The following is a 14,007-nucleotide window of genomic DNA, read 5'->3' on the forward strand; positions in this document are numbered from 1 at the left end:
ATGGGCTTGGAGGGGCCGACTCAGTCTTCCGACGGGATGTCCTGTCCCTTGAAGCCCCAATCCTCCAGCACTTTGGCTTCATCCAGCGCGTTCTTTGTCTTCTTGAAGCGGGCGCCGGACACCCCTTTCACCCGGCGCTCGCACGCGGCCCAGGTGGCGTGGCGCTTCACGGAGTTGCCCACCTGACTCAGGTAGGAGTAGGCCTTGGCCGAGGCCTCGCGCTGCTCCCTGGGCTTTTCCGGAGGCAAGGACATGTCCTCCGGCAGGTCGTGCACCGCCACGCCGTAGCCCTGGAGCGGGCCGGTGTAGAGCCGCGCGTCGCGCCCCTTCGAGAAGGCCACGGCGATGGCGTCCACGCGCTCGTTGCCGGGAACGCCCACGTGGCCCCGGATGTAGAACCAGGCCACGGCGGCGGCCTCGGCGGCGTGCTGCTCCTTGCGCTGCGCCAGGAGCGCCATCAGCCGCTTCCAGTAGATGGCGTTGGCGACCTCGCCGCCCTCGGCCGTCTTCCACCCGCGCCGGCTCCAGCCGAACGCCCACCTGGTGGCGCCCTGGATTACATACGTGGAGTCCGTGTGGATGTGGATGGGGCCCGGTATGCGCTCCAGGTGGCGCAGGGCCTTGCCCACGGCCGTCAGCTCCATCCGGTTGTTGGTGGTCTCCGGCTCGTGGCCACCCAGCTCCGTTACCAGGCCGTCGGGCGTGACGATGATGCTCCCCCAGCCGCCCGGGCCGGGGTTCCCCGAACAGGCGCCATCAGCGAAGACAAGGGTCGGACGGTGCTCCATGCCGGCACCCTATTCGGCGCGGAGTGCGCTCGCCAGGACGGCGATGGCTGCGCGCTCAGTGCATGGCACTCAGGGAGGGGCCCGGCCGGACGCGCGCGAAGGCCGCGCGAACGGCCTCCTCGGGCTGGGCGCCGCTCAGCAGCAGCACCGGGCCTTCGCCCGAGAGCCGCATGGCCGGAATGCCGACGATGCCCAGGCGGCGCGCCTCTTCCTCGTCGGCGAGCACCCGCGAGGTGTAGCGGCCGGCCTCCAGCGCGCGGATGAGGGACTCGCGGTCCAGTCCCGCGTCCTCCGCCAGGTCTCCCAGCACGCGCAGGTCGCCAATGTCCCGGCCGTCCTCGAAGAAGGCGCGGAAGAGGGCTTCGTGGAACGTGGAGAAGGACTCGGCGTCCTTGGCGAACTCGGCGGCTTCGAGCGCCAGCCGGCTCCTCGGCTGCACCGGGGGCGGCTTCAGCGTCAGGCCCCGCTGCCTGGCCAGCGGAGAGACAGTGCGGGCCCAGGCCGCCCGCGGGGGCTCGCTCACCGGGGCGAGCGGCCGCACGGGGGCTGGGTGCAGCTCGAACGCGCGCCAGTGGATGTCGAGCGCCGGGCCCAGCCGGGCATGCAAGTGCTGGAGGACGGGAAGCTCCAGGTAGCAGAAGGGGCAGGCGTAATCGCTCCAGATGTCGAGGCGGACCGGGGTGTCCGAGTGGGCCATGGGCGAGGCTCCTTGAAGTCCCGGGCAAGGGACATCTCCTCACGTTGGCCATGCCCGTGCGGGCGCGGGAGCGGTGGCGCCGGTCCTCCCGGATTCCGGTCGGGCGTGCGGGCCCGCTGCTGGGTGCCCGGATGCGCGCGGCTTTCGATGATGCAAGGTTGGGCGGATGGAGGGCGCCGCTTCAGTGGGCCGCGAGCTCCTTGATGAGGGATTCCATCAGGGCGGGCACGGTGCGGTGCCGCAGGTTGGGCGTGGCCTGACCCGCCCACAGTGACACGAGGTCGGTGCGGCCCGCCTTGACGGCCGCGGGCTTGAGCTTCGACAGGAACCAGCTCTGAATGGGGAAGGGCGCGAGCGTCGCCTGCTGAGCGGCCAGTTCCTCCGTCCAGCGACTGCGCATGCCTCTCGCCAGCCGGCCCGTGAAGGCCCGCGTCAAGGTGGTGCTCCGCGCCCGGTCGCTGAAGAGGAGCTCGCGGTGGGCGTCCGTCGCTCCCGACTCCTCACAGGCGAGGAACGCCGTGCCGAGTTGCGCGGCCTGGGCCCCCAGCGTGAGCACGGCTTGCACACCCCGGCCATCCGCGATGCCTCCCGCCGCGATGACGGGCGCCTTCACCCGGTCGGCGACGAGCGGCGTGAGGGCCAGCGTCCCCATCAGCGAGTCCTCTGCGCGCGCGAGGAAGGACGGCCGATGTCCGCCGGCCTCGAAGCCCGTGGCCACGATGAGGTCGACGCCCGCCGCGTCCAGGGCCTCTGCTTCGGCGAGCGTGGTGGCCGCTCCGCACGTGAGGATTCCCCTGCGCCGGCACTCCGCCAGCACCGGCGCGGGGGGCACGCCGAACACGAAGCTGAAGACGGGCGGACGGGCTTCGAGCAGCGCCTCCACCTGGTCCTCGAAGCGATGGTGGAAGCGCTCGGGCCTGGCCGGCTTCTCCACGCCGAGCTCGCGATAGTACGGCTCGAAGAGGCGGTAGACGCGGTCGAACGCCTCCGGGCTGAGCGAGTCCCCTCCCTCGTCATGGTCGGAGACCCAGAGGTTCAGCGCGAAGGGCTTGTCCGTGAGCGCGCGAATCCGGTCCGCCACGCGGCCAATCTCGTCGGGGGGAAGCTGATAGGCGCCGTAGGAGCCCAGCCCGCCGAGGTTGGACACCGACGCCGCGAGGCGCTCGGTGGAGCCTCCACCGCCGAAGGGGCCCTGGATGATGGGATGACGGATGCCCAGCTTCTGGAGGGCTTCGTTCGGTCGGTTCGGCTTCATCGCGGCTCCTTTGGATAGGAATGGCGGAGGGATAACCGCGGGCGCTGGACGGGGTGGAGGAAACGACACGCCTGCGTGCGCCAGATGTCCGGATGCGGGATGCGGATTCCCACGCCCGAGCAACCGGGCTTCTCGCTGCGTCCAGGTGTTCTGTACGGCGTGGGTGGCACGCGGCATGCTCGGGCGTCCTGGACATGACGATGACCCTGGCCCAGGACCTCCGTTTCGCGCTGCGCAGGCTTCGCGGCAGTCCCACCTTCACGCTGGTCGCGGTGGCCACGCTCGCGCTCGGGATTGGCGCCAACGTCTCCATCTTCAGCGTGGTGCACGCCGTGCTGCTGCGGCCGCTGCCCATGCACGACGATGCCCGGCTGGTGCGTGTGTACAGCCAGCGGCAGCAGGCGCCGGGGCCGGGCCCCATGTCCGTGCTGGACTTCATGGACGTGCGGGAGCAGAGCCGCACGCTGGAGCGGCTGTCCGCGGTGACCTCCGTGGCCGTGACGCTGGCGGCGGACAGCGCGGACACCTCGCCGGAGAAGATTCAGGCGGGACTGGTGACGGGCGACTTCTTCACGTTGCTGGGCGCTCGCGTGCAGTTGGGGCGCGCGCTGCAGCCGGAGGACGTCCGGCCCGGCGCGCCGAAGGTGGCGGTGATTTCCCATGGCCTGTGGCAGCGGCGCTTCGGCGGGAGCGACGCCGTGCTGGGGCGCTCGGTGGACCTGGGCGCTCCAGAGCCGTGGACGGTGGTGGGGGTGATGGCGCCGGGCTTCGACTTCCCCTCCCGCTCGGAGTTGTGGAGTCCGCTGCTCTGGGAGGAGGCCATGACGAAGCCGGAGGGGCGCGGGGCGCACTGGCTGGAGGTATACGGCCGGCTGGGCCCGGACGTGCAGCTGGCGTCAGCGCGCGCCGAGCTCACCGACATCGCCCGCCGTCTGGCGGAGCAGTACCCCCGGACGAATGAAGGAAAGTACGCGCGCGTGGAGCCGCTGCGCGACGTGCTGTTCGGGAACGTCCGTCTGTCCCTCCTGCTGATGCTGGGCGCGGTGGGGCTGGTGCTGCTCATCGCATGCGCGAACCTCACGCATCTGCTGCTGGCGCGCGCGGCCTCGCGCGAGGGGGACATCTCCGTGCGCATCGCCCTGGGCGCGAGCCGTGGCCGCATCGCACGCGAGCTGCTGGTGGAGTGCGGGGTGCTCGCGGGCCTGGGCGCGGCCGTGGGCCTGCTGCTGGCGATGTGGGCGCTGGATGCGATGGCGACGTGGGGGCCGCAGGACATTCCTCGGCTCGAGGAAGTGACGCTGGATGGCCCCGTGCTGGCCTTCACCGCGGGGTTGGCCGTGCTGACCATGCTGCTGTTCGGGCTGGTGCCCGCGCTCCAGGCCGGGCGCCTGGACCTGGTGCGTGGGTTGAAGCGGAGCGTGGGCGGTGGTGGCGGGAGCGCGCAGGGACACCGCACCCGCTCCGTGCTCGTCGTGGCGGAGACGGCGCTGGCGGTGCTGCTGCTGGTGTGCGCGGGGCTGCTGCTGCGCAGCTTCGTGTACCTGCAGCGCGCCGAACCCGGCTTCGACCCCGCGGGCGTGCTGACGGTGAGGGTGGACCTGCCGCCCCTGCACTATGGCTTCGGCACCGCCGCGCCCGCGACCTTCTACGACACGCTGCTCGAGCGGCTGCGAGCTTTGCCCGGAGTGGAGCGGGTGGGCGCCGTGAATGGCCTTCCGCTGGATGGGGCCCGGTGGACCGTGCCCGTGAAGGACCCGCTGCGGCCTGTCCCGGAGGGGACGGAGCCCTGGCAGGCGAGTGTCCGCATCGTGACGCCCGGGGCGCTGGAGTCGCTGCGCGTGAAGGTGCTTCGAGGCCGCGGAATCTCGGCGGCGGACCAGGGCGCGGGTGGGCGCGTGGTGCTGGTCAACGCGGAGGCGGCGCGCCGATTCTGGCCTGGCGAAGAGCCCCTGGGGCGCACGCTGGAATCCAGCTTGGACTGGGGCAGTGGTGCCATGGGTGGACGCGTGGTGGGTGTGGTGGACGACATGGCGCTGGAAGGGCTGGGCGCGCCGTCCCTTCCAGAGGTGTACGTGCCCTACGTGCAGGCGCGCACGACGGGCATGGTGCTGCTGCTGAGGACGAAGGGGGCACCGCTCGACCTGGCGCCCCTGGTTCGCGCGGAGGTTCGTGCGCTGGACGCGAGCCTGGCGCTGGGGAGCGTCCGCACGCTGGCCTCGGTGGTGGAGCGCACGGTGGCGCCGCTGCGCTTCTACCTGCTGCTGGCGGGGTCCTTCGCGGCGGTGGCGATGGTGCTGTCGGCGGTGGGACTCTATGGTGTCGTGGCGTACGCGGTGCTGCAGCGCACCCGTGAGCTGGGCATCCGCATGGCGCTGGGCGCGCGTGAGCAGCAGGTGGTGGGAATGGTCCTGGGGCGCTATCTGGGACTCACGCTCTGCGGGCTCGTCATCGGGCTGGGGCTGGCGGTGGCGGTCAGCCGCGGCCTTACGCACCTGCTCAACGGGGTGCGGCCCACGGATCCGCTGACGTACGTGCTGGTGGCGACGGTGCTCGCCGCGGTGGCGGCCCTGGCGGTGTTGCTGCCCGCGCGCCGTGCAGCGCGTGTCTCTCCCGCGGTGGCGCTCCGGGCGGACTGAGCGGGGAATGGGGACGCCGCGCTTCGCCACGGCGCGGGCGTCATCGTACCGAGAGGAGGGAGGGGCGAGCGTGGCGCCACGTCCGGGAGGCACGTCGCACCGGAGCACCGGCTGGCAACGCCGCGGGGCGTGGCCACGGTTGGTGCCGGAGGCGAGATGCATCCTCCTGGATGAAAGGGGTCGGTCATGAAGCTCAAGGTGATGGGAATGCTCGCGGGCCTGGCGTGGAGTGGCGCGGCACTGGCTCAGGGGTCGCAAGAGCCGTCGATGCCACAGGAGCCACCCACGCAGCAGGACTCATCGATGCAGCAGGATCCATCGATGCAGCAGCCATCCAGCGGTGGCTCGCAAATGTCCGGTGGCATGGGCGGCAGCCAGGCGCAGGGCCAGCAGGAGCTGAGCGGCTCCGTGGTGGCCATGCGGCGTGACAAGGTCTACATCAAGGACGAGAACGGCGCGGTGGTTCCGATTGGCGTGAACCACTCCACGCAAATCGATGGGAAGCCCATCGAGAAGCACCGGGACATCCACAGCCACCTCCGGCGTGAGCTCAAGGAGGGGGACCAGGTCCGGACCCGGTTCAACGTGGAGAAGACGACCGAGAACATGGCGTCTTCCATCGAGAAGATGAGCAAGTAGTCCACGACGCACGGGGACGGCCGCGGTCTGGAGCGTGACGGTGTTGTCCCACCGCCGCCCCGGCCGCGGCTTTCGCCTTTCCCGGGTTCCAGTGGTGGCGACGGAGCTGCTCAGGGAGTCCGGGCCGCTTCCGCTTCGATGAGCCCAGCCAAGAGGGTGCGGTGGCAGACCTGCTCGAGGATGCAGTCCTTTGAACAGAGGAGGGTCACCGTCTCGCCTCGACGCACTCGCGCGGCGAGCTCGGTGATGGCTTCTCGCTGGGACTCCATCTCCTGGAGATACCGTTCGCGATAGGCATCCAGGGTGATGGGCGTGCGGCCCTTTCCATAAAAGGCGTCGAAGAGCTCAGGGCTGGGCGCGAGGTTGCTTTGCCATGCGTCCCACGTCTCCTTGGCCTTGGGCAGGCCTCGGGGCCGGTAGCGGCACACGAGGACGCGGAAGCCGTCGTCAGGCTCCGAAGGAACACACCAACGTTTGGTTTTGAGCGGCATCGTCGGGCAACCCTGAATTGGAGGGACGGTATTCCATCCGGGGGACCGGAGTTCTTACCGGAGCAGGCCGGGCTCTGGCCCCGTGGACCCGGAGAGATGTCTCCAAGTGCCTGGAAACGCTGGCCTTGAGGATGGAAATGGCCGCGGCACGCGCCCTGCTATGGCGAGATGCAGCAGATTGATGGGGCAGTGCAGGGCGGCGGGTAGGGCGGGGCGGTACGGCGAAGTGCAGAGCGGCGGGTAGGGCGTGGCGGTACGGCCAAGTGCAGGGCGGGTAGGGCGTGGCGGTACGGCCAAGTGCAGGGCGGAGCAGTACGGGGCAGTGCAGGGCGGCGGGTAGGGCGGGGCGGTACGGGCGGCGGGCAGGACGGGGCAGTGCGCAGCAACGCAGGGCGGGGTGGCACGGGGCAGTGCAGGGCGGCGAGCAGGACGGGGCAGTGCGCAGCAACGCAGGATGGGGTGGAACGGGGCAGTGCAGGGCGGCGGGTCGGGCGAGGCAGTACGCAGCACCGTAGGGCAGGGTGGTACGGGGCAGTACGGGCGGCGGGTCGGGCGGAGCAGTGCGCAGCACTGTAGGACGGGGTGATACGGGGAAGTGCCGGGCGGCGGGCAGGACGGGGGCAGTAAAGGGCAGCAGGCGGTACAGGGCAGGACGGGGCAGTTCGCAGGGCCGAGTGGAGCTGGGCAGTACGGGCGGCGGGGAGGATGGGGCAGTACGAGCAGGACGGGGCAGCACGCAGCAGCGAAGCACAGGGCGGCGGGCAGGACGGGGCAGTACGCAGCAAGCAGCAGGACGGGGCAGCACGCAGCAGCGAAGCACAGGGCGGCGGGGAGGATGGGGCAGTACGAGCAGGACAGGGCAGCACGCAGCACAGCAGCACAGGGCGGCGGGTAGGACGGGGCAGTACGAGCAGGACAGGGCAGCACGCAGCACAGCAGCACAGGGCGGCGGGTAGGACGGGGCAGCACGCAGCGCAGCAGGACGGAGTGGTACGGGCGGCGGGTAGGGCGGGCGTGACGAATCAAAACGGGGCTGTACAGCCCGTTTCAGTCGGACGGCTCGGGCGTGTGGGATGGGAGAGTGGGAGCCGGTCCTCAGCGGAGGAGCTCATTCGCGAGGACCGGTTCGCCTCAACACCGTGCGGCGCCGTCATTCCACGGCGTCATGGCGCTCAGAGATTGAAGCCCACGTTACCGACAGAGATGCTCGGTCCGAAGATGAAGGACCACTTGCTCGACGGCACGACGGGGTCCAGCGCGGGGTCGCCTCCCGTGCGGCGCCGGATGTCGCCGCGGAACTCGTAGGCCAACCAGGCTTGCGCGCCCACGGCGGCGCCGGGGCCGATCGGCACACGCAGACCCAGGCCCAGGACCACCGCGAGCGTGGGCGGGAACTGGATGTCACCCGACTGCGGCACGAGCCCCAGTCCCATCAATCCCGCCTCGATACCCAGCAGCCGCTCCTGCCCTTCGTTGTTCAGCAGGGCCAGACGCGACACGACACCGAAGTTGATGGCCAGCTGCCCGGTGGGCTCGGTTGCGCGGTAGAGACCGGCGGGGATGGCGGCCGTGGTGTAGAGCCGGAAGAGGCCGCCGGTGACGATGGCGGTCCACTGCGCGGAGGGCAGGCCCGTGCGGTCCGTGGTGCTCAACGCGTAGCGCGACTCGTCCGCCACATGGGACACCTGGACGGTGATGCGGTCGTACTGCCCGAGGTTGCCCGGGACGGGAATGTCGCGCTGGTCTCCTTGCGGACGCAGGAACATGCGCTGCTCGACGTTGCTCTCGCCGCGCACCGAGCCATCCGGCCGGGTGACGCTGATGCGGAGGACGACCTCCTGATTGCCCTCCTCGGGCTTCAGGCGTTCCCGGTGCACGATGACGCGGCACGTGTTGCGCATCGCATAGGGAATCCGGTGGGGCCGGCTGGGCTCCAACTGCTGGTCCTTGCCCTCCGCGTCCGCGCAGACGAACTCCACCAGGTTCTCGATGCGCGTGGGCACGCTCGCCTCGCGCACCACCCGCTGGAAGCGCTCGTCCACCAGCACCAGGTCGGTGGTGGCCAGCTCCGCCGGCAGCGTGGGGAGCCGGTAGCCGAAGCGCAGCGCCACGAATGCGCCAGGGGCGGCCTCACCCTGGATGAAGGTGGCCGACTCGCGCATCGTGACGCTGTACGCGCCGGGGAGCGGCTCCAGCACGAAGCGCCCCAGGCCCGCGTTGGACGCCATTTCCACCTCCGCGGGCCGGTTGGTGGGGATGAAGTCGATGGAGCCATGCCCCGGGAGCTCGAGGCTGGCGCGAGGAACGGGGAGGGGCAGCGTCTTCGCCGTCTCCGACGCCACCACCGTTCCATCCTGCCGGGAGGTCAGCGCGGTGATGGTCACCTGCTGGTCGGAGGTGCCGCCGGTGCGCAGCAGCACATAGGTGCCCTCCGCCAGCTTCACCACGCGCTCCACGCGGACGCGCACGCCGTTGACCGTCCACAGCAGGGTGCGCGGGTCATGCGCGCAGACAGGATCGAGCCGGACCACGAGCGCGGAGTTCTCGGCGCCGCGCAACACCGAGCCCTCCACGGGCGTGAGCGGGCAGGCCAGCACGGACAGCGTGGTGGTGATGACCTGGTCCAGCACGTCGCCCCGGGAGAAGAAGACGCGGGGCACCAGGCGCGCGCGCAGCGTGACGGTCGCGTCCACGCCCGGGACGTTGCGGACGGAGATGAAGCCTTCGTCGGGCTCGCAGCGGGCGATGCCGCAGTCGGCGGTCGCAATCGCCTCGGAGTGGCTGACGGGGACGCTGCCGGGGCCCCGGGACACGTCGATGCCGTTGGACAGCACCAGGGGTTCGGTGAGGATGGTGCGGCCGGGCCGGATGCGGAGCGACTCGGGGTTCACCAGGTTGCCGTTGGCGTCGTAGGTCTTCACCTCCGGGCCGGTTCGGCCGTACGGCGGAATCCAGTAGAGCGCGGTGTCGGTGGGCAGTCCCTGCGGCACGGGGACCGCGCAGTCCGCGAGGCCCTTGGGCTTGGAGGGCGAAAGACAGATGTCCTGGCCCTCCATGAGCGGGCGCGCCGGCTCGCCGCGCGGCTGGCCGGACCAGGCGACGCCCACGTTCAGGAGCCCCACGCCCCGCAGCTCCAGCCGGCCTTCGTCCGGATAGAACGAGGTGCCCGACGCGTCGATGCGAGGCAGCGGGCCGGTGGCAATCACAGTGACGGTCTTCTCACTCGTCGCGCACTGCGCGGGCGTATCCGCGACCTTGAGGTCCAGCGTTCGCGCGCTCTCGTCCGGCCTGCCGGGCGGGTGGATGGAGCGCGCATCCGGGCCCAGGCTCCAGCCGTTGCGGACCGGTCCGCAGATGACCCCCTGGGTCAGCACCTCGACGGGCCTGCCGCCTTCCGGCACTTGCACGACGGGAGCGGCGGCGGCGAGCCCCGAGGCCAGCAACGAAGTGAGGACGAGGAGGCGGACAGGGCGCATCACTTCGCTAAAGAGCGAAGGATGTCGCCTCGGTCAAGCCCGATTGCCCTCGTGTATCAGGCGGCGGGCTGTGCCTCGATGCCCAGGGCCTCATGAGCGAACCGGAACATTCGCTCATTGAGCTTTCCAAGAAACTCGAGCGGGTGCCGGCCCGCGCGGTCGGCCGCGTCCTCCAGCTTCTCCTTGCACCGCAGGTCGGCGCAAAGGTTCACCCCCACGCGCCGCTTGTTGTCCACGGCTGTGGTGAGCAGGCACACCTCATGGGCCGAGCCCGAGGTGTGGCACCACTCGCACATGCGGGTGACGGGCTCGCCGCCCAGGGAGTCGCGGCGGAAGATGATGCCAATGGGCCTGCGACTGCCCGGCGCGGAGAAGATGAGGTACACGCGTGCGCCGGACGTCTCCGTCCAGGCGAGGTAGTCGCGCACGAAGAGCGGGAAGGTGATGCCCTCGGGCATCTCGATGACGCGACGGTCTCTCGGGCGGAAGGACTCGATGAGCGCCCGGTCGTTTTCGAATCGGAACACGGCTGCTCCTTGGCGAACGTGTGCCCCTAACAGCCACGCAGCGCCGATTCCACCTGAACCCACCTGCGAAGCAAGTGCCCGGCCGGTTGCACGGAGCGGCTTCCACGCGTCGACCCGGTGCGGCACGATTGCACGGTGGGTGAGCCAGCGCGCCCGGGCACCTGGGACACGGGCGTCCAGGGCCCCTGTTGCATCGGGGTGAGGGAGAGTCCCGTGACGCGTCCGCAGCAGCCTCCTCACGTGCGTATCGCCATCGTGGGCAGCGGCTTTGGTGGCCTGGGAATGGCCATCCGCCTCAAGCAGGAGGGCATCGAGGATTTCCTCGTCTTCGAGCGGGCGGGCTCGCTCGGAGGCGTCTGGCGCGACAACACGTATCCCGGGTGCGCGTGTGACGTCCCGTCCCACCTCTACTCGTTCTCGTTCGCGCCCAATCCCGACTGGTCCCGTGCCTACTCGCCCCAGCCGGAGATTCAGGCCTACCTGCGTGCCTGTGCCGACCGCTTCGGCCTGGCGCCCCACCTGCGCTTCGGACATGCGCTCGTCGAGGCGGCCTGGGACGAGCGCGCGCAGCGTTGGCGCCTCCAGACGTCCGCGGGGCGCTACACCGCGGACATGCTCATCACCGCCGTGGGCGGGCTGAGCGAGCCCGCCGTGCCGGACCTGCCTGGGCTGGCCTCATTCCAGGGCAAGGTGATGCACTCGGCGCGGTGGGATGCCGACTACGCGCTGGCGGGAAAGCGGGTGGCCGTCATCGGGACCGGGGCCTCCGCCATCCAGGTCGTTCCGAGCATCCAACCCCAGGTTCAGCGATTGCTGCTCTTCCAGCGCACGCCGGCGTGGGTGTTGCCGCGGAAGGACTACGCCCTGGGGCCCCTGGCCCGGTGGCTCTTCCGATGGGTGCCGGGAGCACGGTCGCTGCTGCGCGGAGCCCTCTACGTGGTGCGGGAGGCCTCGGTGTTCGGGTTCTTGAACCCGTGGTTCCTGCGGCTCGCCCAGCGCCAGGCGCTGCGGCACCTGCGCCGCTCCGTGGCGGACCCCGCCCTGCGCGAGAAGCTCACGCCCCGGTACGTCATGGGCTGCAAGCGCATCCTCCGTTCGGATGACTACTTCCCGGCCCTCGCGCGGGAGAACGTGGAGGTCCTCACCTCGGGCATCCGGGAGGTGCGCGAGCACGCCATCGTCACCCAGGACGGCCACGTGCATCCGGTGGACGCCATCATCCTCGGCACGGGGTTCCGCGTGACGGACATGCCCATTGTCCACCACATCCGGGGACGCGGCGGGCGCACGCTCGCCCAGGCCTGGGCTGGCTCGATGAAGGCGCACCTGGGGACCACGGTGAACGGGTTTCCCAACCTCTTCATGCTCCTGGGGCCGAACACCGGGCTGGGCCACACGTCGGTCATCCTGATGATGGAGAGCCAGATGGAGCACGTGCTCGGCGCGCTCCGCTATGTGGAGGGCCGTGGGCTGGCGGCGGTGGAGCCATGGGCCGAGGCCCAGGCCCGGTATGTCCAGCAGCTCGACGCCCGGATGGCCGGCACCGTGTGGGCCACCGGGGGCTGTGTGAGCTGGTACCAGGATGCCACCGGCCGCAACTCCACCCTGTGGCCGGGCTCCACGCTGTCGTTCCGCCGCCGCGTGGCGTACTTCGAACCTTCCGACTACGTGGCCATTCCCCGCCGGCCCGAGGCGGGGTAGAAATGCCGTGCCGGGCGGTGATGGACACCGCCCTTCGACCCTCTGGAGGCTTTGTGGATACGCCCCTTGTGCTTGCCGCGGTGGAAATCCTGTTCGCCTCGGGGGCGCAGGCCGCCTAGCCGGCCACGAAGGTCCCGCACAGCGCGGTGCCGTGCTCCTCGGGGTGCCCTGAAGAACCAGGTGCGCCACTGGCACCGTTGTGTCCGGAGTCCTTCAACCATGTCGCTCGAGTCCCTCGGCTGGGGTCCAGCCTTCATCCACGCCTTCACGTCCCTCGCCTCGCAGTCCACGCTTCCCCTCGTGCCTGGCCGCGTCGTGCGCCAGCAGCGAGGCCTGCTCACCGTCCAGACCCAGTCGCGCGCCCTGCTCGCGCGCACCGCCGGACGGCTCCTCCATCAAGCGCCCAGCGCCGAGGCTCTGCCCACCGTCGGCGACTGGGTGGCGCTGCAGCTCCCCGACGGGGAGGGCGAGGCGCTCATCCACGCGGTGTTGCCACGCCAGAGCGTGCTCGCCCGGCGCGAGGCCGGCAGCGAGCGCGACGGCCAGCTCATCGCCGCCAACCTCGATGTCGTCTTCCTCGCCGCGGGCCTGGACGGCAACTTCAACCCCCGCCGCATCGAGCGCGCGCTGGCCCTGGCCTGGAGCAGCGGCGCCTCGCCCGTGGTGGTGCTGACCAAGGCGGACCTCCACCCCGACGCGGCCTCGCTCGTCGCCGAGGTGGAGGACCTGGCGCCGGGCGTCCCGGTGCTCGCGCTGAGCGCGTGGACGGGCGAGGGCCTCGAAGCGCTGTACGCGTGCCTCCCCGCCGGGAAGACGGGGGCGCTGGTCGGCTCCTCCGGCGTGGGCAAGTCCACGCTGGTCAACCGGCTCCTGGGCGAGGCGCGGCTGGTCACCCAGGCCGTGCGCGCGGAGGACGACAAGGGGCGCCACACCACCACGCATCGGGAGCTCTTCGTGCTCCCGGGAGGAGGGCTGCTCATCGACGGGCCCGGTATGCGCGAGCTGGGGCTCCTGGGCGGCGAGGACGAGGGCATCCAGCAGACGTTCTCGGACATCCTCGAGCTGGCCGCGGACTGTCGGTTCTCCGACTGCCAGCACCAGCGTGAGCCGGGCTGCGCGGTGCGTGCCGCCGTCGCGTCCGGAGTGCTCTCTCAGGAGCGGCTGGCCAGCTATGAGCGGCTGCAGCGCGAGCAGGCATTCCATGCACGTCAGTCGAGCGTGTCCGCCGAGCGCGACCAGCGGCGGTTTGACCGGAGCCGGACGCTGATGGGGTGGGAGGCCACGCGCTCCAAGCGCCGCCGCGACTGAAGTCCGGTAAAGACGGGAGGCGGGTGGCGCCCCGGCGAATCTGCGCCACCACCTCCGTCTGGATGGCATACGTCAGCGAAGTGGCTGGCCCGTGGAGCTTCGCGGGCCGGCCACGCTTGCGCTGGTCGTGTCCCTATAAGTGTGCAGATGGCGAGGAGGGACGAGCGGGAAATAGGGAAGCTCCTCGGTGAAACCAACCGAGACGGTCCTCCTTTGGCGAGGAGGCCGAGGAGTTCCCCGACGTGATGGCTCCCGTCAGGGCATGCGGGTGCTGCGCCAGGCGCTCTCCGCGCCGAGCACGGCACTGGCCCCTGACGCCCACGCCTGCGTGTATTTCCACTGGGAGAGCTGGCCGGACTTCTACGACGCGGTGAGCGCCCACCTGCGCATCAAGGGGGCCTTGGTGTGGTGGAAGAACCGTGGCGGCATGGGCGACTGCACGGCCTCCTACGCCCCGGACTACGAGGTGGTGCTCCATGCGGCCGGGCC

10 protein-coding genes are annotated in these 14,007 nt (G+C 70.7%); 4 read left to right on the forward strand and 6 right to left on the reverse strand.

The window, feature by feature from the left end:
- Nucleotides 1-20: 20 nt before the first annotated feature.
- The 3 genes from VZL07_RS26145 to VZL07_RS26155 all read right to left on the reverse strand — a co-directional run bounded on the left by VZL07_RS26145 (nt 21) and on the right by VZL07_RS26155 (nt 2,740).
- On the reverse strand, nt 21-788 hold the full coding sequence (locus VZL07_RS26145; RefSeq protein ID WP_426750418.1) for an RNase H family protein: 768 nt from the start codon (nt 786-788) through the stop codon (nt 21-23).
- A 55-nt stretch (nt 789-843) separates the two neighbouring features.
- On the reverse strand, nt 844-1,485 hold the full coding sequence (locus tag VZL07_RS26150) for a DsbA family oxidoreductase (RefSeq protein WP_426750419.1): 642 nt from the start codon (nt 1,483-1,485) through the stop codon (nt 844-846).
- 181 nt (nt 1,486-1,666) lie between these two features.
- Complete coding sequence (locus VZL07_RS26155) at nt 1,667-2,740, reverse strand: NAD(P)H-dependent flavin oxidoreductase (protein WP_426750420.1); 1,074 nt, start codon at nt 2,738-2,740, stop codon at nt 1,667-1,669.
- A gap of 194 nt (nt 2,741-2,934) precedes the next feature.
- Here VZL07_RS26155 and VZL07_RS26160 point away from each other — a divergent pair, with 194 nt between their 5' ends.
- Together VZL07_RS26160 and VZL07_RS26165 are read left to right on the forward strand one after the other, a co-directional pair.
- A complete protein-coding gene (locus VZL07_RS26160) occupies nt 2,935-5,376 on the forward strand; it encodes an ABC transporter permease (RefSeq protein WP_426750422.1) in 2,442 nt (813 codons plus the stop codon).
- 186 nt (nt 5,377-5,562) lie between these two features.
- Nucleotides 5,563-6,015 (forward strand): hypothetical protein, encoded by a 453-nt coding sequence (locus VZL07_RS26165; RefSeq protein WP_426750423.1) that lies wholly within the window; start codon nt 5,563-5,565, stop codon nt 6,013-6,015.
- Between the two features lie 110 nt (nt 6,016-6,125).
- Here the strand turns inward: VZL07_RS26165 and VZL07_RS26170 are convergent, their stop codons facing one another.
- The 3 genes from VZL07_RS26170 to VZL07_RS26180 all read right to left on the reverse strand — a co-directional run bounded on the left by VZL07_RS26170 (nt 6,126) and on the right by VZL07_RS26180 (nt 10,509).
- Nucleotides 6,126-6,506, reverse strand: a complete 381-nt coding sequence (locus VZL07_RS26170) for a DUF488 domain-containing protein (protein ID WP_426750424.1) — start codon at nt 6,504-6,506, stop codon at nt 6,126-6,128.
- A 1,172-nt stretch (nt 6,507-7,678) separates the two neighbouring features.
- The gene (locus tag VZL07_RS26175) at nt 7,679-9,982 is read right to left on the reverse strand and encodes a hypothetical protein (RefSeq protein ID WP_426750425.1); all 2,304 of its coding nucleotides are present in this window, start codon (nt 9,980-9,982) and stop codon (nt 7,679-7,681) included.
- A 56-nt stretch (nt 9,983-10,038) separates the two neighbouring features.
- The gene (locus VZL07_RS26180; RefSeq protein ID WP_426750426.1) at nt 10,039-10,509 is read right to left on the reverse strand and encodes an FBP domain-containing protein; all 471 of its coding nucleotides are present in this window, start codon (nt 10,507-10,509) and stop codon (nt 10,039-10,041) included.
- 213 nt (nt 10,510-10,722) lie between these two features.
- Between VZL07_RS26180 and VZL07_RS26185 the strand changes: the two genes are divergently transcribed.
- Complete coding sequence (locus tag VZL07_RS26185) at nt 10,723-12,210, forward strand: flavin-containing monooxygenase (RefSeq protein ID WP_426750427.1); 1,488 nt, start codon at nt 10,723-10,725, stop codon at nt 12,208-12,210.
- A gap of 219 nt (nt 12,211-12,429) precedes the next feature.
- A complete protein-coding gene (gene rsgA / locus VZL07_RS26190; RefSeq protein WP_426750428.1) occupies nt 12,430-13,518 on the forward strand; it encodes a ribosome small subunit-dependent GTPase A in 1,089 nt (362 codons plus the stop codon).
- Nucleotides 13,519-14,007: the final 489 nt, after the last annotated feature.

The organism is Pseudomyxococcus flavus (genome assembly GCF_050038885.1).
GTDB lineage: Bacteria > Myxococcota > Myxococcia > Myxococcales > Myxococcaceae > Myxococcus > Myxococcus flavus.